This is a genomic window from Paenibacillus sp. UNC217MF (genome assembly GCF_000686865.1).
Classification (GTDB): domain Bacteria; phylum Bacillota; class Bacilli; order Paenibacillales; family Paenibacillaceae; genus Paenibacillus_B; species Paenibacillus_B suaedae.
Genome location: NZ_JMLT01000003.1, coordinates 353220 through 371949, shown reverse-complemented (window position 1 = coordinate 371949; position 18730 = coordinate 353220). Strand labels below are relative to the sequence as shown.

Annotated in this window: 18 protein-coding genes and 1 pseudogene; 18 read left to right on the top strand and 1 reads right to left on the bottom strand. The window is 47.7% G+C overall.

Features of this window, described 5'->3' with window-relative positions; translation table 11 throughout:
• Positions 1-2: 2 nt before the first annotated feature.
• The 18 genes and pseudogenes from murG (at position 3) to BP95_RS0101790 (ending at position 17878) form a co-directional block, all read left to right on the top strand.
• Positions 3-1109, top strand: coding sequence for an undecaprenyldiphospho-muramoylpentapeptide beta-N-acetylglucosaminyltransferase (gene murG / locus BP95_RS0101865; protein WP_028531274.1), 1107 nt, complete (start codon positions 3-5; stop codon positions 1107-1109).
• Between the two features lie 759 nt (positions 1110-1868).
• Complete coding sequence (gene murA, locus BP95_RS0101860) at positions 1869-3152, top strand: UDP-N-acetylglucosamine 1-carboxyvinyltransferase (protein ID WP_028531273.1); 1284 nt, start codon at positions 1869-1871, stop codon at positions 3150-3152.
• A gap of 113 nt (positions 3153-3265) precedes the next feature.
• Positions 3266-4198: a cell division protein FtsQ/DivIB gene (locus BP95_RS0101855; protein WP_051613961.1), complete on the top strand. Its 933-nt coding sequence runs from the start codon at positions 3266-3268 to the stop codon at positions 4196-4198.
• 279 nt (positions 4199-4477) lie between these two features.
• Positions 4478-5722, top strand: coding sequence for a cell division protein FtsA (gene ftsA, locus BP95_RS0101850; RefSeq protein ID WP_021256750.1), 1245 nt, complete (start codon positions 4478-4480; stop codon positions 5720-5722).
• A gap of 52 nt (positions 5723-5774) precedes the next feature.
• Positions 5775-6908, top strand: a complete 1134-nt coding sequence (gene ftsZ, locus BP95_RS0101845; protein WP_021256749.1) for a cell division protein FtsZ — start codon at positions 5775-5777, stop codon at positions 6906-6908.
• A gap of 238 nt (positions 6909-7146) precedes the next feature.
• Positions 7147-8136: a sigma-E processing peptidase SpoIIGA gene (gene spoIIGA, locus BP95_RS0101840; RefSeq protein WP_021256748.1), complete on the top strand. Its 990-nt coding sequence runs from the start codon at positions 7147-7149 to the stop codon at positions 8134-8136.
• Between the two features lie 97 nt (positions 8137-8233).
• A complete protein-coding gene (gene sigE / locus BP95_RS0101835; protein ID WP_028531271.1) occupies positions 8234-8956 on the top strand; it encodes an RNA polymerase sporulation sigma factor SigE in 723 nt (240 codons plus the stop codon).
• Positions 8957-9086: 130 nt separating this feature from the next.
• The gene (sigG, locus tag BP95_RS0101830; RefSeq protein WP_005548072.1) at positions 9087-9869 is read left to right on the top strand and encodes an RNA polymerase sporulation sigma factor SigG; all 783 of its coding nucleotides are present in this window, start codon (positions 9087-9089) and stop codon (positions 9867-9869) included.
• A gap of 140 nt (positions 9870-10009) precedes the next feature.
• Entirely contained in the window at positions 10010-10297 is a 288-nt protein-coding gene (locus BP95_RS0101825) for a YlmC/YmxH family sporulation protein (protein WP_036592529.1), read from the top strand.
• A 49-nt stretch (positions 10298-10346) separates the two neighbouring features.
• Positions 10347-11204 (top strand): peptidoglycan editing factor PgeF, encoded by an 858-nt coding sequence (gene pgeF, locus BP95_RS0101820; RefSeq protein ID WP_021256745.1) that lies wholly within the window; start codon positions 10347-10349, stop codon positions 11202-11204.
• Positions 11203-11593 (top strand): annotated as a pseudogene (locus BP95_RS32865) (alanine racemase); the annotation flags it as partial. The gene pgeF and the pseudogene BP95_RS32865, both read left to right, overlap by 2 nt.
• On the top strand, positions 11593-12045 hold the full coding sequence (locus tag BP95_RS0101815; protein ID WP_021256744.1) for a cell division protein SepF: 453 nt from the start codon (positions 11593-11595) through the stop codon (positions 12043-12045). The pseudogene BP95_RS32865 and the gene BP95_RS0101815, both read left to right, overlap by 1 nt.
• A gap of 2 nt (positions 12046-12047) precedes the next feature.
• Positions 12048-12320, top strand: coding sequence for a YggT family protein (locus BP95_RS0101810; protein ID WP_036592436.1), 273 nt, complete (start codon positions 12048-12050; stop codon positions 12318-12320).
• 19 nt (positions 12321-12339) lie between these two features.
• Entirely contained in the window at positions 12340-13131 is a 792-nt protein-coding gene (locus tag BP95_RS0101805; RefSeq protein WP_028531269.1) for a YlmH family RNA-binding protein, read from the top strand.
• Between the two features lie 89 nt (positions 13132-13220).
• On the top strand, positions 13221-13712 hold the full coding sequence (locus BP95_RS0101800; protein WP_021256741.1) for a DivIVA domain-containing protein: 492 nt from the start codon (positions 13221-13223) through the stop codon (positions 13710-13712).
• 120 nt (positions 13713-13832) lie between these two features.
• Complete coding sequence (locus BP95_RS32860) at positions 13833-14033, top strand: hypothetical protein (RefSeq protein ID WP_155987173.1); 201 nt, start codon at positions 13833-13835, stop codon at positions 14031-14033.
• 80 nt (positions 14034-14113) lie between these two features.
• Positions 14114-17206, top strand: a complete 3093-nt coding sequence (ileS, locus tag BP95_RS0101795) for an isoleucine--tRNA ligase (protein WP_028531268.1) — start codon at positions 14114-14116, stop codon at positions 17204-17206.
• A 348-nt stretch (positions 17207-17554) separates the two neighbouring features.
• Entirely contained in the window at positions 17555-17878 is a 324-nt protein-coding gene (locus BP95_RS0101790) for a DUF5665 domain-containing protein (protein WP_414813124.1), read from the top strand.
• On the opposite strand, the gene BP95_RS29355 is transcribed toward BP95_RS0101790, so the two are convergent.
• Positions 17872-18618: a TraR/DksA C4-type zinc finger protein gene (locus BP95_RS29355; protein WP_021256738.1), complete on the bottom strand. Its 747-nt coding sequence runs from the start codon at positions 18616-18618 to the stop codon at positions 17872-17874. The two genes, BP95_RS0101790 and BP95_RS29355, sit on opposite strands and share 7 nt — an antisense overlap.
• Positions 18619-18730 lie beyond the last annotated feature (112 nt).

The following is an 18730-nucleotide window of genomic DNA, read 5'->3' as shown; positions in this document are numbered from 1 at the left end:
TCATGCGCGTCGTGCTCAGCGGTGGCGGGACAGGTGGACATATCTACCCGGCAGTCGCCATTGCAAGGGAATGCGAGAAGCAGTATCCCGGCAGCGCTTTTTTATATATTGGAACAGAGAAGGGATTGGAGAGCCGTCTCGTTCCTGAAGAGGGCTTGGATTTTCGGGCGATTGAAATTACAGGATTTCGCCGCAAGCTTTCAATGGAAAACTTCAAGACGATCATGCGTTTCATTCGCGGTGTAGGCAAGGCCAAAGAAATGCTGCGAGAATTCAAGCCTGATGTAGTCGTTGGAACGGGTGGATATGTGTGCGGTCCCGTTGTATACGCTGCAGCGAAGCTTGGAATTCCGACCGTCATTCATGAACAGAATGTGATTCCGGGTCTGACGAATACGTTTCTAAGCCGATATACGAGTACAGTTGCGGTTAGCTTCGAGCAATCGGTTCCGTATTTCAAGAAAGCAAAAAACGTAGTTTATTGTGGGAATCCGCGAGCAACGGCAGTGATGGAAGCGGAGAAAGCACGCGGCTTCGCGACTCTCGGATTGCCGAGCGACAGCCGAATTGTCCTCATCGTAGGCGGTAGCCGAGGTGCAAAGGCAGTGAACGAAGCGATGATCGGCATGGCGCCATTACTGAAGCAATTGCCGGATGTACACTTCGTGTATGTGACGGGGCAGAACTATTATGAAAATACACGGAAGGCTGTGCTGCAGACGAGTGATGCAGTTCGCAATCATCTGCATGTCCTGCCTTACATCAGCAACATGCCTGAAGTGCTTGCGGCAACAACGCTCGCTGTCAGTCGAGCGGGAGCTTCTTCACTTGCAGAGATGACTGCTCTCGGAATTCCTTCCATCTTGATCCCGTCGCCAAATGTGACGAACAATCATCAGGAAGCGAATGCGCGCTCCTTGCAGGATGGGGGAGCAGCCATTATGATTACTGAGAAAGAACTGTCGACAGAAGCCTTGTTCGGCCATATCAAGTCGTTGATGACTGATGAAGCGAAGCGAAAAAACATGTCTGACGCTGCTAAGTCATTTGGACAGCCAGATGCAGCTGCAAGAGTAGTAGCTGAATTACAACGATTATCGGGCAAGTAAGCTTGCCCGATTTTTTTGTGCCTAATTTACGAGCTTAAGGGATTTGATATGTAGCTATTGTCCTGAAATTGTCAGAACGTCATATAGTAGAAGAATCGGGAATGGGCTCCTGTCACACAACGTTTCGCCCGAACATAATATACTCTATACATCGTGACAGATTCCCCCAGACCGCTGCCTCGTCGTACACTCTTCAAGATTGCACGGCTTGTGAATATGAACCTAAGTATAGCTGACGGCAGCTCACAATCCTTGTGAGATGGTGTGGCGTGGCTTTGCCACGGAAGCGAGGAAGGCAAATTGGTATGCTGGAGCGACCCTCCCTTCATGAAGATGGAGCTATCCACACACAGTGTAGAGCTGTCGAGGCTTGAATATGCTGAGCGCATTCATGAACGGTCTGAAGCGCCGTATCCATGAGTGCAGGAGCGCACGGGTCGGATGTGTCACGAATAATTGATACTGCTGAGATTGAACTGGGATAGGGAAATTGGTGAGTGAAATGACGGAACCTGTGCATTTTTCCTGTGCATTTTTCGCATACGGCCCTCTGCGCTGCTTAACAGGTTTGTCGGAAATGCGACGCTAAGCTCTTCAGCATAGGGGATGCCAATTTCATTGTTATCACCGGTCAAGCAACAGCGTCAGACGTGCTTGCCCTTATAGCGTGCATTCAACAGATGATTCAAGAGATACAATCATGCAGCGTTGGTGCCGAAAATCGAGTAGTGGGTGAGCGGTAATCTCGGAGGTGACACATTGGACAAATTGGTGATTGAGGGTGGAAGGCCTCTATCTGGTACGATTCGTATCCAAGGAGCTAAAAATGCCGCTTTACCAATTATGGCAGCCTCGATTCTAACCGATGGCATCGTTAGGCTAGAGAACGTTCCGCAATTGCTAGATATCGAAGTCATGCAGCACATTATGCGAAGTCTGGGCTGCAGGACGATCCAAGATGGAGGGACGGTCTCCATTGATACGTCAAGCGCCCATTCCACGCATGTGCCGGAGGATTTGATGCGCCAGATGCGTTCTTCTATTTTCTTGATGGGGCCGCTGCTTGCAAGGTTTAAGGAGGTTCACATCTATCAGCCAGGTGGCTGTGCAATCGGTGAGAGGAAGATTGATCTGCATCTGCGTGGACTGCAGTCATTAGGCGCAGAGCTGGAGCATTGCGGCAATCGAATCACATGCCGTGCAGAACGGCTCATTGGGACAGATATTCATCTTGATTTTCCAAGTGTTGGTGCCACGGAGAATGTGATGATGGCAGCCGTTCTCGCAGAAGGAACGAGTGTCATAACGAATGCAGCAAGAGAACCGGAAATTGTTGACTTGCAGCATTTTCTGAACAGCATGGGTGCACAGGTGTCAGGAGCCGGTTCAGACACAATTGTCGTTGAGGGCGTTACGAAGCTAAGAGGAAGCCAATATGAAGTGATGCCTGATCGCATTGTAGCGGGTACGCTCATGATAGCCGCTGCGGCAACCCGAGGAGCAGTAACGCTGACCAATGCGCATGCGAGCCACTTGACTTCGCTAATCCATATCCTGCGTCGCGCCGGTGTTCAGATCGCAACGAGTGATGGTATAATCAACGTAACTAGCTTTGGTAGAGCGAAGGCTGTAGAGCGAATTGTAACGTCGCCATATCCTGCGTTCCCGACTGATTTGCAATCTCAGCTGATGGTGTTACTGTCACTTGCTGATGGGGTAAGTGTGATGAAGGAGACGGTATTTGAAGGCCGTTTCCGGCATGTCGAGGAACTCGCCAGAATGGGAGCAGATATTCGGGTTGATCTGAGTAATGCATTTATCAAAGGTGTGCCAGAATTGTATGGTTCGACAGTCGAGGCAACCGACCTGCGCGCAGGAGCGGCGCTCGTTATTGCTGGGCTTGCCGCAAGCGGTCGTACCGTCGTAGAGAATGTTCATCACATTGATCGCGGATACGATAGTATCGAGCATATGTTTACTAGGCTCGGCGCGAAGATTGAACGAATCACGTCTGTGCCTAAGCTTGATATTGCCAACGGATAATGCAATAATTTATACTCGGTCCCCTTCTTTGATACGGAAGGGGACTGTAGTAGTTCTCGTATTGATGTTTCTAGTTACTTTGAAATGTGTATTGATAGAAGGGGATGAATCCAGTGTCATTGAGAACGATACCCCCGCTGCCTGATAAGCCGGTGAGGAAGAAACGGATAGGTGTCAGAGTGAAATGGCTGCTCCTCTTCCTTCTAGTTGTGCTGCTTGTTGTCCTGTTCTTCAGGTCATCAATCAGTAAAATAAAAGAAGTTCGCTGGATTGGGAATCATCTCGTCAGTTATGAACAATTAAGCAGCAGCAGTGGTGTGAAGCCGGGTGAACCGTATTTCGGAACGAGTGAAAGTTCTGTTGCGGAACGAATCAAGGCGGAGTTCCCATTTGTCAAATCGGTTCAAGTGGACAAGCAGTTCCCAAGTGTCATTGAAATTTATATTCAAGAATATGCTCCAGTTGCTTATGAGTTGACGGAAGATGGGAGCATCCAAGCGTGCTTGGAGAATGGTGCGGTGATCTCGCTGAAGGACAAGCAGAAGCTTGTACTGGAGAAGCCGGTTCTTACACAGTGGGAAGGTCAAGCCGACTTGAAGACCGAGCTAAGCAAGGCACTTGCGGCTACGCCAAGAGGGCTGCTGGCTGATATTTCGGAGATCCGCTACTACCCGTCCTCTTCTTATCCTGATCGGATTAAGATGTATACACGTTCTGGGTTCGAAGTGGTTACGACTGTGCCTCTACTTCCTGATAAGATAGCTTACTTAAGCGGTGTCGTGGAATCTCAGTCTCCTGGACGGATAACGATGCTGAAGGCAGACTCGTACATTCCGTATTCCAGCCTGCCAAATGACATCGAGGCTCTCGAGGGAGCCAAAGAGGACAAGGGAGAAGCTGAAAGCTCAGAGCAGAATAAGGAAGGCACCGGCTCGGAGAATACAAATGAGAAAGTACGTGGATCTGAGCAGGAAAAAGGAGCTGACGCAGAGAATGATATAAAGGAACCTGAGAAAGGCCAAGAAACAAACAAGGAAACGGAATAAGACAATGGTTCATCCATGAATGAGCAAAATATGGAGAGATAAAAAAACTCTACTCAATAAACGGAAAAAATGCTAGAATAAAACTTATGGGTATTTCCGTTCTCTCCTTCTTTTTTCTTCACGTTTTTAAGAAAGAAGACGGTTACTGCTTATATGGAAGGAATTTGTCTTCAAAAAATTTGTAGAAAAAAGAGGGAATGACTAAACTTTGTTGAATACATACAAAGTGTCCGGGGATACAAACATACCAATTGATTGGGAACTAGGAGGTGCCACGGGTTGAGCAGCAATGACATCATTGTGAGTTTGGACATCGGTACATCCAAAGTGCGCGCTATCATCGGGGAAATTAACAACGGAACGCTACAAATTATCGGCGTTGGATCTGCTGACTCAGAAGGTATTCGCAAAGGTGCGATTGTAGATATTGATCAGACTGTCCAGTCAATTCGTAATGCGGTAGAGCATGCGGAGCGAATGGTCGGCATTGAAATTACGGAAGTGTACGTAGGCATATCAGGCAATCATATCGGCTTGCAATCCAGCCATGGAGTTGTCGCGGTATCGAATGAAGACCGTGAGATTGGCGAAGAGGATATTGAGCGTGTGCTCAAAGCAGCAGAAGTTATTGCTTTGCCACCAGAACGTGAAATCATCGACGTGGTTGCAAAGCAATATGTTGTTGATGGACTGGAGGATATTCATGATCCTCGAGGCATGATAGGTGTTCGCTTGGAAGTCGATGCTACGATTATAACTGGGGCGAAGACAGCTGTACATAACTTGTTGCGTTGTGTGGAGAAGGCTGGCTTGCATGTCAAGGATCTAATATTAATGTCTCTTGCCGGAGGGCAGTTGGCATTGTCTAAAGATGAGAAGATGATGGGCTCCGTCCTTGTAGATGTCGGTGCAGGTGCTACAACTATTGCTGTGTTCCAAGATGGAACGCTTGCTGCTACATCTACATTGCCTATTGGCGGGGACTTCGTTACGAACGATATCGCATATGGTCTTCGAACCATGTCTGACCATGCAGAGAAAGTAAAGCTGAAGTTCGGCTGTGCATGGATTGAGGACGCGCTAGAGGATCATGTGTTCAAAGTAACGCGTATCGGCAGCAATGTGGAGAAGGAATTCAATCAAGTATTTCTTGCCAACATCATCGAACCACGTATGGAAGAAATATTCCAGCTTGTCAAAAATGAAGTGAAGCGACTTGGCTTCACGGAGCTGCCAGGTGGGTATATTCTGTCTGGAGGCACAGTCTCTATGCCTGGAGTCCTGAAGTCCGCCCAAGCTGCCATGCAGACTTCGGTACGAATCGCGGTACCTGACTTTATTGGTGTACGCGATCCAGGATTCGTAAGCGGTGTTGGGGTATTGCATCATGTGTTGCGCTCCGTTCGTCCACGCAGTGCAGGTGGCGCCAAGAAAGCGGCAACTCGGAAGCCAACTCCAATGGAATCATCAAACAAACCTAGCTTCATTGATCGGTTAAAAAATATGTTTAGTGAATTCATTTAATAAAAGTTGACTTCAGGCCATCGGTGCACAATGAAGAGGAGATGGAGGACTCATGTTGGAATTTGAATTTGAGATGGAACAGTTGGCCCAAATTAAAGTTATTGGTGTCGGTGGCGGCGGTAGCAACGCGGTTAACCGAATGATTGATAATGGCGTTCAGGGCGTTGAATTTATTACAGTAAATACGGATGCGCAGGCGCTTCACTTTGCGAAGTCCGAGCACAAGCTGCAGATCGGCGACAAATTGACGCGCGGTCTTGGTGCAGGTGCGAACCCAGAAGTAGGGAAGAAGGCTGCAGAAGAATCCCGCGAGTTGATCAGCAATACGCTGAAAGGTGCAGACATGGTATTCGTTACTGCCGGTATGGGAGGCGGAACAGGTACTGGTGCTGCTCCTGTAATTGCTGAGATCGCGAAGGAATGCGGCGCATTGACTGTTGGTGTCGTTACGCGTCCATTCACATTCGAAGGCCGCAAGCGTTTTTCGCAAGCAGAAATCGGTATCGAAGCTTTGAAGGAAAAGGTAGATACGCTTATCGTAATCCCGAATGACCGTTTGCTAGAAATCGTAGACAAGAAGACACCAATGCTGGAAGCTTTCCGCGAGGTTGATAACGTACTCCGTCAAGCTGTGCAAGGTATTTCTGACTTGATCCAGGTACCAGGTCTTATCAACTTGGACTTCGCGGACGTGAAGACGATTATGACTGAGCGTGGTTCTGCCTTGATGGGGATTGGTGTTGCGAACGGTGAGAACCGTGCTGCTGAAGCTGCACGCAAGGCGATCATGAGTCCATTGCTCGAGACTTCCATTGATGGTGCTCGTGGTGTTATCATGAACATTACAGGTGGCGCAAATCTGTCCTTGTATGAAGTCAATGAAGCAGCAGAAATCGTTACGGAAGCTTCCGATGTGGAAGTAAATATGATCTTCGGTGCGATCATCGATGAGAATATGAAGGACGATATTAAAGTTACGGTTATTGCGACAGGATTCGAGAGCAAGGCGGCTGCGCCAATTCCAGGACGTCGTCCAGCTGCTGGCTCGACTAGTTCAAGCTCTGGCGAATCTCAGGAATCTCGTTCCTCGTCTACATTGCGCCCGTTCGGCAATCAACCAGCGTCTGATCAGCTGGATATTCCAACGTTTTTGCGTAACCGTCCACGCAGCACAAATAACGAATAATACGTACTACTTTACTATAAGCGTCTGCCCGTTAAGGGCAGACGCTTTTTGCATTTTCCACAACTACCTCCGACGGCGGCTAGCGCTATTATCTAATGGTCCTTCCCGATGAAGATTGGAATGATCGACAAAAAAAGTGCCATTCCACACCCATCATTAGACAGACTTCGAATACATCACTCTTTATACTAATTAATAACTTCCCAATAGTTGGCGGCAGAAAAAGGAGGGAAGCGCATTGACCGTCATCTATGCCGATCTTCTATTCGGCCTAAACTTAGTATTGGATTGGACGCTGCTGCGAATGACTGCGAAGATCCGCGGAATCCAGTTTTCGCGCTGGCGGATCGTTGCCGCAGCAGGCTTGGGTACTGCGTATGCAGCAGTGCTCTTTATTCCTTCTTATCCGATCCTCTATACGTATGTTGGCAAATTACTCTTATCTATACTTATGATCATCTTGGCGTTTGGATTTCAGAATGCCGGATATTTTCTTAAAAATGTTGCTGTCTTTTATTTTTCAGCCTTTGTCATTGCTGGCGGGGCATTTGGGCTGCAATATTTGCTGCAGGATGCGCGGGCTTGGACAATATCCGATCGTGCAACACAATGGATGGATGCTCATCGCACTACCTTTCAAGCTGGAATCGGCTTTCTCGTAGTAGCTCTTCCTGCCTCTTACGCATTATTCCGTCTCGTATGGCGACATAGTGCAAGACAGCAGCAGGTAGTGAAGCAGCTGGTGCAATTGGATATCTATATAGGCGATACAGTTCGACATTGTACAGGACTCGTAGATACGGGAAATCATCTGCGAGACCCACTAGGAGGAGCGCCTGTAGTGGTAACGGAGTCGAGGCTGTGGGAGGGCGTTCTGCCTTCTGAATGGTTGAAGAGGCTTCGGTCAGAGCAGCCATTTGATATGCTTCAGTCTTGGAAGGGTACAAGTGAAGACGGAGGAATGCTGGACGAATCCCGGCTACGGCTCATCCCTTATCGTGGGGTGAATCGTGACATGCAGTGGATGATGGGACTGCGTCCGGATTCGGTTCGGATACGCACAGAGAACGAGACTTATCTATGTACGAAAGTAATTATCGGGTTGGATGGCGGGACATTGTCACATGATGGTGCCTTCCAAGCCATCGTGCATCCAGATTTGCTGCAAACTTCAGAGAATGAGTCTGCCTATCATGCTATGCCGGATTCTACTCACCGCGCTTCGTAAGCGGCCTGCTAGGATGAACATTGCTATTATTCTATCGATTATACTGATGTACCTATACGAACGACCCTGTCATCACTAAGTTGTAGGAGGATTGGCGATGCGTTTGCAATGGAAACTGAGGATGCAGCTACACTATTATCGACTGTTATTCTGGCTAGGACTGAAGCGGGATGAGATTTACTATATTGGCGGAAGCGAGGCGCTGCCTCCACCATTAACCAGGGAAGAAGAGGAATTTTTGCTGTCACGGCTGTCGACCGGGGAGTCAGCAGTACGAGCAATGTTGATTGAGCGTAATTTGCGTCTCGTTGTTTATATTGCGCGCAAATTTGAAAATACAGGCATCCATATTGAAGATTTGGTCTCGATCGGTGCAATTGGACTGATTAAGGCTGTTAACACCTTTGATCCAGAAAAGAAAATCAAGCTTGCTACGTACGCATCGCGCTGTATCGAAAATGAAATTTTGATGTATTTGAGACGTAACAGCAAGACAAGAACGGAAGTATCCTTCGACGAGCCGCTCAATATTGATTGGGATGGCAACGAATTGCTGTTATCGGATGTGCTCGGCACAGAGAACGATACAATTTATAAAAATATTGAAGAGCAGGTTGACCGCAAACTGCTGCACAAAGCCTTGGATAAGCTAAGTGATCGGGAACGAATGATCATGGAGCTGCGCTTCGGATTGACAGATGGAGAAGAGAAGACACAGAAGGATGTGGCCGATATGCTAGGCATATCCCAGTCGTATATTTCCCGGCTTGAGAAACGGATTATTAAGCGTTTGCGCAAAGAATTTAATAAGATGGTGTAAACGTTTCACTGCTTGAACGGGTGCGGAATACGGCTCAATCGGAACTAATCAGGCGCAGGAAACGCAGGAATAAAAAAGCACCCCGGGGAGATAATGTACATTAATGTTTCATCCCTGGGAGGTAATACGAATGACCCGAAACAAAGTCGAAATTTGCGGTGTCGATACATCGAAGTTGCCCGTCCTCACGAACGCCGAAATGAGGGAATTGTTCGTGTCATTACAGGAGCGAAACGAGCTATCGGCTCGGGAGAAGCTGGTAAACGGTAATTTGAGGCTCGTATTGAGTGTGATCCAGCGATTTAACAACCGAGGCGAATTCGTTGATGACTTATTCCAAGTTGGCTGTATTGGATTAATGAAAGCCATTGACAACTTCGACCTTGGTCAGAATGTTAAATTCTCTACATATGCGGTTCCGATGATTATCGGAGAAATTCGCAGATACTTGCGGGACAATAACCCAATCCGGGTGTCCAGAAGCTTGCGGGACATCGCGTATAAAGCATTGCAAGTGCGCGACTCCTTAACCAATCAGAATTCTCGTGAACCGACGATTCACGAAATCTCGGAGGCGTTGAATGTTCCGAAGGAAGATGTCGTGTTCGCACTTGATGCGATTCAAGATCCTGTGTCCTTGTTCGAGCCAATTTATCATGATGGCGGTGATCCGATTTATGTGATGGATCAAATTAGCGATGAGAAGAATAAGGACGTGTCATGGATCGAAGAGATCGTGCTGCGTGAGGCAATGCGGAAGTTGAACGAACGTGAGAAGATGATTTTATCGATGCGTTTTTTCGAAGGCAAAACCCAAATGGAAGTTGCAGACGAGATTGGCATTTCACAAGCGCAAGTATCTAGGCTAGAGAAATCCGCAATCAATCAGATGCAGAAGCATGTTCGCACGTAAATACCTAGTTTGAACAGATAAGCCGTCCGCGGTTAAGCGGCGGCTTTTTTTATGTCTGTCAGGGCATTTTGCCCAATGCAGTCATATACTAAGGTATGTACGCTGGCTACGGTCAAATTCCTGGTGGAATGGTGATTGCGATGAAAATTTCTGATTTTCAAACGAAGGATGTAATCAACATTATCGACGGCAAGAAATTAGGTCAAGTAAGCGATGTAGAGCTCGATATGAAACAGGGAAGAATTGAATCCATCGTTGTTCCCAATTACAGTAAGTTCATGGGGTTGTTCGGTGGCGGAAGCGAGTTGATCATTCCTTGGCGAAATATTGTTAAGATCGGCGCTGATGTCGTTCTGGTGAAAATGGAGGAAATGAAGCAAGCGCGAACTGAAGAATATGACAGCACTGCCTTTGTACAGAAACAATAGGCTTCACCGTACGGTTTGTGGTAAACTGTACGGTGAGGTGATTATCGTCATGGAACCATTTCAATTACAGAAGCCTGAGGCAGCAGAAGGGCCTGTCCTATTGAATGTCAAGAAATGGACAGAGGCTTATCCAGAGTTGACGGCTGGTTTCACAACAAGAAATGGCGGCGTGAGCAGTGAGCATTTTAACTCATTGAATTGTGCGCTGCATGTACACGATAATGAGGCAGATGTCATCCATAATCGCGAGCTTGTCGCCAAAGCGTGCGGCATGCCATTTGAAGCATGGACATGTGGTGAGCAGGTGCATGGAAGTCATGTTCATGTCGTTACAGAGGAAGAACGAGGAAAAGGAAGGCTGAATCGTGAAGATGCGATTCAAAATACGGATTCTTTGGTTACTGATGTTACGGGAGTTCTATTGACTTCATTTTATGCCGACTGTGTTCCATTGATGTTCTTAGATCCGATCCAGCGCGTGGTCGGTCTTGCACATGCAGGGTGGAAAGGAACCGTCAGCAATATTGGCGCTGCAACGGTACATAAGATGCAGGAGCAGTTTGGCTGCCGTATTGAGCATATTCAAGCAGCGGTTGGACCATCGATTGGCTCCTGCTGCTATGAGGTGGACGAGCGCGTAATTGGCGAAGTGCGGCGTGTGCTCGCAGGCGATCCACAAGCGGATCAAGTTCAGAATGATATCATCCGTCCGACAACATCTGGGCATGCTATGCTTAATTTGCGTGAATTGAATCGACATTTGTTGATCCAAGCAGGAATTTTGGCAACAAATATCGAATGTACTACACTGTGCACCGGTTGCAATATAGATATGTTCTATTCCCACCGAATGGAGGGTGGGACGACCGGACGCATGATGAGTTGGATTGGCTGGAAGAAGGGATGACAGAATGACGCTGCAGCAACGAATCGAAGCTATAGGGCGGAACATTCGCTGCTTCATTCAGGTGAATATCTAGGGTGAGGAATCCAAGCATGGATTAGAACCGGAACAAGCCGCGGCATTTGTGGAGCAATTGCGCGCGTTTCCTCATATTGAGCCGATTGGACTAATGACGATGGCTCCATACGAAGCTGAACCGGAACATACGAGACCCGTATTTCGCAGATTACGGCATATTACGTGAGTTGCGAGACGAATTTGGATCATCGTTGTCCATATCATTGCCGCACTTATCGATGGGGATGTCCAATGATTTTGAAGTCGCTGTGGAAGAGAGGGCGACATGGCTGAGATTTGGATCCGTCCTAGTTGGGAAGGAAGGGGAAACGTAATGGGTGTAATGAACCGATTTATGAATTTTCTAGGACTTCAAGAAGAAGAAGAAATCATTGAGCGTGAGAAGGTAGTAACGGATATGAACGAGCAAGAGGTAGAAGCGCCGAATTTTGACCAGCGCAAATCCTCTAAGGCTGCTAATGTAGTGAGCATACACTCACAGAAGTCCTCCAAGATGGTGCTATATGAGCCGCGTTCTTATGATGAGGCCCAAGAGATTGCGGATCACTTGCGTTCACGGCGCTCGGTTATCGTGAATTTGCAAAGAGTTCGGAAGGATCAAGCTTTTCGGATTATTGATTTCTTGAGTGGCACGGTCTATGCATTAAGCGGAAACATATCCAAGGTTGGTGGAAATATATTCGTGTGTACCCCCGAGCAGGTTGAAATTCAAGGTTCCATCACAGAAATCCTACACGACGATTACGAAAACATGCAAACGAGGTGACCTTGTTGGAGTATCAGATTGCTGAATACGTGTATTACCTGTTCAACATATACAGATGGTTAATTATTGTTTATATTTTGATGTCTTGGGTACCTAATGTACGCGAGAGCTTTATCGGCGAGATTCTAGGCAAGATTGTTGAGCCTTATTTGGCTCCGTTCCGCCGTATTATTCCGCCAATCGGCGGGATGCTGGACATTTCCCCAATCGTGGCATTGTTCACGCTTGAGTTCGTGTACAGAGGTGTAATTGCTGTACTTCAGTATTTTATTTAGCAATAGGTGAGTGCTAGTGATGACAGCAAATGAAAATATTTATACGCACTTTCACCCTGATGAGCGTGTGTTTGTCGATCGCGCTGCGGAGTGGGTGGAACGTGCGGCGCAAGTCCACGAGATCCGTCGTACTGATTTTTTGGATCCGAGACAAGCTTTTATTGTGGCTACATTGGTCAATCGGAATGCTGATGTTCAGCTGCGCTTGGATGGAGGGCATGAGCAGGCCGAACGCAAGCGTGCGCTCATTGCTCCTGATTATGTATACGCAGACGGAGAAGAAATGGGGATGCAAGTCCTTCAAATTACTTCTTCCGACCGCAATTGGGGGCAGCTTGAGCATGGCGATTTCTTGGGAGCTGTGCTCGGGCTTGGCATAAAGCGAGACAAAATTGGCGATATTCACGTTAACGATGATCGTTGCCACATTGTGATCACAGAAGAAATTGGGGCTTTTCTCGATACACATCTGCGTCAGGTACATCGCGTGAATGTAATGACCGAGATTGTCCCATTATCCGAGCTTCGTACTGCTCATGCAGAGCTGAATATGATGTCCATAAGTGTTGCATCCCTTCGATTGGATGGCATTGCCAGCGATGTATTCAGACTTAGCCGAACGAAGATCGTAACCCCGATCAAGGCGGGGAGATGCAAGGTGAACTGGAAGGTAGAAGAAAATCCGTCCACCCAGCTCCAAGCGGGGGATGTTGTCTCCTTGCAAGGGTTCGGACGATTCAAAGTAATAGAAATTGAAGGCGTGTCGAAAAAAGGCCGCATGCGTATTTCGGTAGGTACTTATACACGTTGAGCTCGCTGTAGTTTGTACGTTTGCAGCTAAGAGGGTTCGAAAAGACATGATTTGCCGCATGCTTTTGTAATTTTGAGGAGGTGCACACGATGCCATTGACACCACTAGACATACATAACAAGGAATTTAGCCGCAAGCTGCGCGGTTATGATGAGGACGCTGTTAACGAGTTCCTCGATCAGATTATTAAAGATTATGAAGCGCTAATTCGCGAGAACAAGGAACTGCAAAACCATGCAAACTCCTTGCAGGACAAGCTTGACCATTTCGCGAATCTTGAGGAAACCTTGAGCAAAACGATCATCGTTGCACAAGAAGCTGCGGATGAAGTGAAGAGCAATGCGAAGAAGGAAGCACAGCTTATCGTCAAAGAAGCTGAGAAAAATGCAGATCGCATCGTGAACGATGCACTGGCGAAGTCGCGCAAAGTTGCGTTGGAAGTTGAGGAGCTTAAGAAGCAATCCTCGATTTATCGTGCACGCTTCCGCACATTGGTTGAGGCTCAGATGGAGCTGCTCAATCAAGACGGCTGGGATGCGCTTGAGCGTGAAGAAGTGAAGGAAGTTAAAGAATTGTATTAGTCGTAGGGGCGGCTGATTGACATTTGCCGCAAAACACGATATAAATATGTATTAATAACGTGATATTCAATGACGGGAACGCACTGACACGCCCATCCGTTCTTCAGAGAGTCGGAGCAGGTGAGAACCGACGAACGAATCGTGTTCAGACATCATCCCAGAGAAGATATGCCGAATGCAGTTGGTTGGATTAAGGCTGGCGTAGTAAGTATATCCGGATCCCCTCCGTTATTGGGGGCTTGTATGCTTGGAGAAGCATGCATGATGAAGGTGCCGTACGTCAATGTTGTAAGTCATTGTTGGACGGAACAAGGGTGGTAACGCGAGCAGAACCTCGTCCCTTTTTGGGAGGAGGTTTTTTTTGTTTCCTCAATTATGTATCGAAGAAAGGAAGTATCACTGTGAGAAAAGTTGATGTCAAAGAACGCGCCCGGGAACGGGAGCTGCGTGTATTGGCGAAATGGAACGCGGAAGATACATTTGCCAAGTCCATCGAGCATCGCGCAGACAAACCTAATTTCGTATTTTATGAAGGACCGCCTACAGCAAACGGAAAGCCCCATATTGGGCACGTGCTTGGACGTGTAATTAAGGACTTTATTTGCCGCTACAAGACAATGTCCGGCTATCGTGTCGTGCGTAAAGCGGGCTGGGATACACACGGTCTACCTGTAGAGCTTGGTGTTGAGAAGCAGCTTGGCATTTCTGGCAAACAGGAAATTGAGAACTATGGGGTAGAAGCATTCGTTAAAAAATGTAAAGCGAGTGTATTCGAATATGAGAAGCAGTGGCGTGAGCTTACGGAAGCGATCGGGTACTGGACGAATCTCGATGATCCATACATCACGCTTGATAACAACTATATTGAAAGTGTGTGGCACATCCTGTCCACGATTCATAAAAAAGGATTGTTGTACCGTGGGCACCGTGTAAGTCCATATTGCCCATGCTGCCAAACGACACTCAGTTCGCATGAGGTAGCACAAGGTTATGAAACGGTTAAGGATTTGTCTGCAACTGTGAAGTTCAAGCTGCATGACAATGGCGAATATGTGCTTGCTTGGACAACCACACCGTGGACATTGCCAGCACACGCTGCACTTGCCATGAATCCGAACATGGATTATGTTCGCGTTCAGCAAGAAGACGGTGTATATATCGTTGCGAAAAATCTGGTTGAAGATGTGATGCAGGGCGAGTACACGATCTTGTCTGAGCATAAAGGCTCTGAGTTCATTGGCAAGACGTATGCTGCTCCATTCCCATATGTGATGCCCGAGAAGGGACATCTTATCGTCGCTGCTGATTTCGTAACAGATTCCAGCGGTACGGGTATCGTTCATATGGCCCCGGCTCACGGTGAAGACGACTACAAGAGCTGCCGTGAGAACGGAATCAGCTTCATCAGTGTTGTGAATGCCCAAGGCCGCTATAACGATGAGATTACTGATTTTGCAGGCCGCTTCGTGAAGGATTGCGATATCGACATCGTGAAGAAGCTGTCTGAGAACGGAATCTTGTACTCCAAGGAAAAATACGAGCACAGCTATCCATTCTGCTGGCGCTGCAAAACGCCGCTTCTCTACTATGCGACAGAATCGTGGTTCATTGAGACGACAGCGGTTAAAGATCAATTAATAGCAAATAACAGCAAGGTCGACTGGTACCCTGGTCATATTCGCGAAGGCCGCTTCGGCAACTTCTTGGAAGACTTGGTGGACTGGAATATTAGCCGTAACCGTTACTGGGGCACACCGCTAAACGTATGGGTATGCGGATCCTGTAAAGGTGAATACTCGCCAGACAGTCATCAAGACTTGCGTGATCGTGCGACGATGCCGGTAGATGAGAACCTGGAGCTGCATAAGCCATATGTGGATGAAGTTAAGCTGCACTGTCCGCATTGCGAACACGGTGAGATGGAACGTACGTCAGAAGTTATTGACGTATGGTTCGATAGTGGTTCGATGCCATTCGCTCAGCATCATCATCCGTTCGGAGATGAGAAGAAGTTCGAAGAACAGTTCCCTGCAGACATCATCTGTGAAGGAATTGACCAGACTCGCGGCTGGTTCTTCAGCTTGCTCGCCGTTGCAACACTGTATAAAGGCATAGCGCCATACAAGGCCGTTATCTCAACGGGTCACGTGCTCGATGAAAATGGACAGAAAATGTCCAAATCGAAGGGTAATGTTATCGACCCATGGGATATTATCAATGAGTACGGTACAGATGCATTTCGCTGGGCATTGCTGTCGGATAGTGCACCTTGGAACTCGAAGCGCTTCTCGAAGCAAATCGTAGCAGAAGCGAAATCCAAAGTAATTGATACGCTTGTGAACACGCATGCCTTCTATGCGCTGTATGCTTCCATTGATCAATATGATGCTAGTGCATATGAAGAGCGTCCGTCGAACAACAAGCTGGATCGTTGGATCTTGTCTCGCTTGCATACGCTGATCGCAAGTGTAAGCAAAGGACTGCAAGCGAATGACTTCTTGAATCCGGCAAAAGCTATCGAGTCTTACATCGATGAGTTGAGCAACTGGTACATCCGCCGTTCCCGTGACCGCTTCTGGGGCAGCGAGATGACAGAGGACAAGTTGTCCGCCTACCAAACGCTTCGCCGTGTTCTGCTCACGTTGTCCAAACTTATCGCGCCATATGCTCCGATGATTGCAGAAGACATCTACATGAATCTTGGCGGCACAAGCGAGAGTGTGCACTTAGCTGACTATCCTGTTGCAGATCAAGCCTTGATCGATGCCGAATTGGAACGCGATATGGAAACAGCTCGCGAAATCGTTGAGCTGGCACGCAACGTACGTAATGAAACAGGCATCAAGACGCGTCAACCGCTGTCTGAGCTTATCGTGTCCATGGATCGTGAGTTCCATCTGGAGGCTTATGAAGAAGTCATCAAGGAAGAGATCAATGTGAAGGAGATTCGCCTCGAGACAAGCGACTCCGGCTTTGTTGATTTCACATTGAAGCTGAACCTCAAAGTAGCGGGCAAGAAATACGGCAAAAATGTCGGTGTCCTGCAAGGCGCTTTGAAGTCGATGGCTGCTGAGGACACTCGTCGTATCGTCGAATCCGGTGTATGGAACTTCACGAACCAAGACGGTGAGAGCTTCGAGGTGACACGTGAGGAGCTTCTGATTGAGAAGCAAGCGAAATCTGGCTTCGCATCAGCATCAGGTTATCAAACTACAGTCGCATTGAATACGGAGATTACGCCGGAACTCGAGCAAGAGGGCTGGGTTCGCGAAGTTGTTCGCGGTATCCAAGACTTGCGCAAGAAGCTTGATCTGCCAATTGAGAAACGGGTCGATATCGTTCTGGATGTCGATGCGCAATTGCAAGCGGCGATTCAAGCGTTCGAGTCCACACTGCGTGATAACGTACTCGTTGCGAACTTGTCGTTTGGTTCTCAAGAGAGTATGGAATCCGTTGATTTGGGACAGAAGACGATCCGTGTCGCAATTGCGTAACAGTTCCTGCGTATAGATGTTTCCAATTCAGGGGAATCTATAGTGGTCGTTAATCGCGGACGAGTATAAGAGGGGAGAGCGTTGACCTTGCAGATGGATAATCCATCTGTTCGGTCACGCTCTTTTTGCGATATAAGGGGATGCAGTACATCGGCTTTCACAGAGGAGGAAATGTCTGTCATGACAGAGCATGATTCGAACAATTCTACAAATCCGCATAACCCAAGTGCCGAGCGTGAACAAACAATAATTCAACAAGAGGATGATACTCACATAACCAAGGGTAAGGAGCAACTCACGGATTCGAGTTCATTGGATACCCAGGGAGAATCGAAAGCAGGCAGCTCGATCACCTCTCCCCAAGATGAAGAAGATGCTAAAAAAATGATGAAGAGCATTCATGATTATACGCTGCAAATCGCACAAGCGATGGAGAAGTCTAGAATTTCAGAATACAATGAATTGCTGTTCAATCCGCGCAAGCTGATCTGGGTGAACCTTATGGGTGGAGCGGCCCGCGGTGTTGGAATTGCGATTGGATTTACGCTATTTACGGCTATCATTGTCTACATTTTGCAATATTTAGGCGCGCTCAATCTGCCTATCATCGGTGATTTTATCGCTGACATTGTACGGATCGTTCAACATCAGCTTGATGCGAAGTTCTATTGATTCCCATCGTAATCGGCATCATATTCTTGATCAGGCTCGAATAACCCGACGCCCTCTTGGTTATCCATATATTGACGATATTGACGATTGCGAACGATAGTTACATGGCGTCCTGTCATATCCGTAGCGACAAAGCTCTCATAGGCTTCAACACAGCCATCGAGTTCTTCGGATGCTTCGATGTAGAGATTGCCATAATCATCGACGTCGCGTTCTTCATGCATGGCAGGTGTATTGGATGTCCCCCAGGACTCGACTATTTGCCAAGCATCTTCACCGTCGAAGCCATTTTGCGTATCTTCGTCAAGGCTAGTCCTCCCGAATGGAGGCATAAGAAACTGTTCTTCGACCGGCCGACGTTCGGACACAATCTGCTCAGGGGAATGCTCGACGCAATACATCGTGGAAGGGACGGCTTCAAGACGTTCATAAGGGATGTCTTTGCCGCATACAACACACTTGCCGTATTGTCCCTTATCCATGCGGGATAGTGCAGTATCAATGCGTTCAAGCAATATTTCATCGTGCTCATTTAGTGCGATGTCCTTACCGCGCTCGAACATCTCAGTACCAACGTCCGCGGGGTGATTGTCCAGTGTAGATAGCTCTCCTGTGTTTTCACGTAAAGAATTGGACAAGCCATAATGATCTCCGTGATGAAGACGGCGCTCGATCTGAGCCTTGGATTGCAGCAATTGTTGTTGCAAGCTGTTTAATTGTTCAGAGGATAGTCGATTCATTCGTGCAGAACGCTCCTTTCGCGTTGGCGTAACTTATGTCTAGCATGTGCAAGTTGAAGGACGTTCCTGCGTGGTAAATGGCGTAGGCGTTGGATTGGTTTGGGTTCGGCTC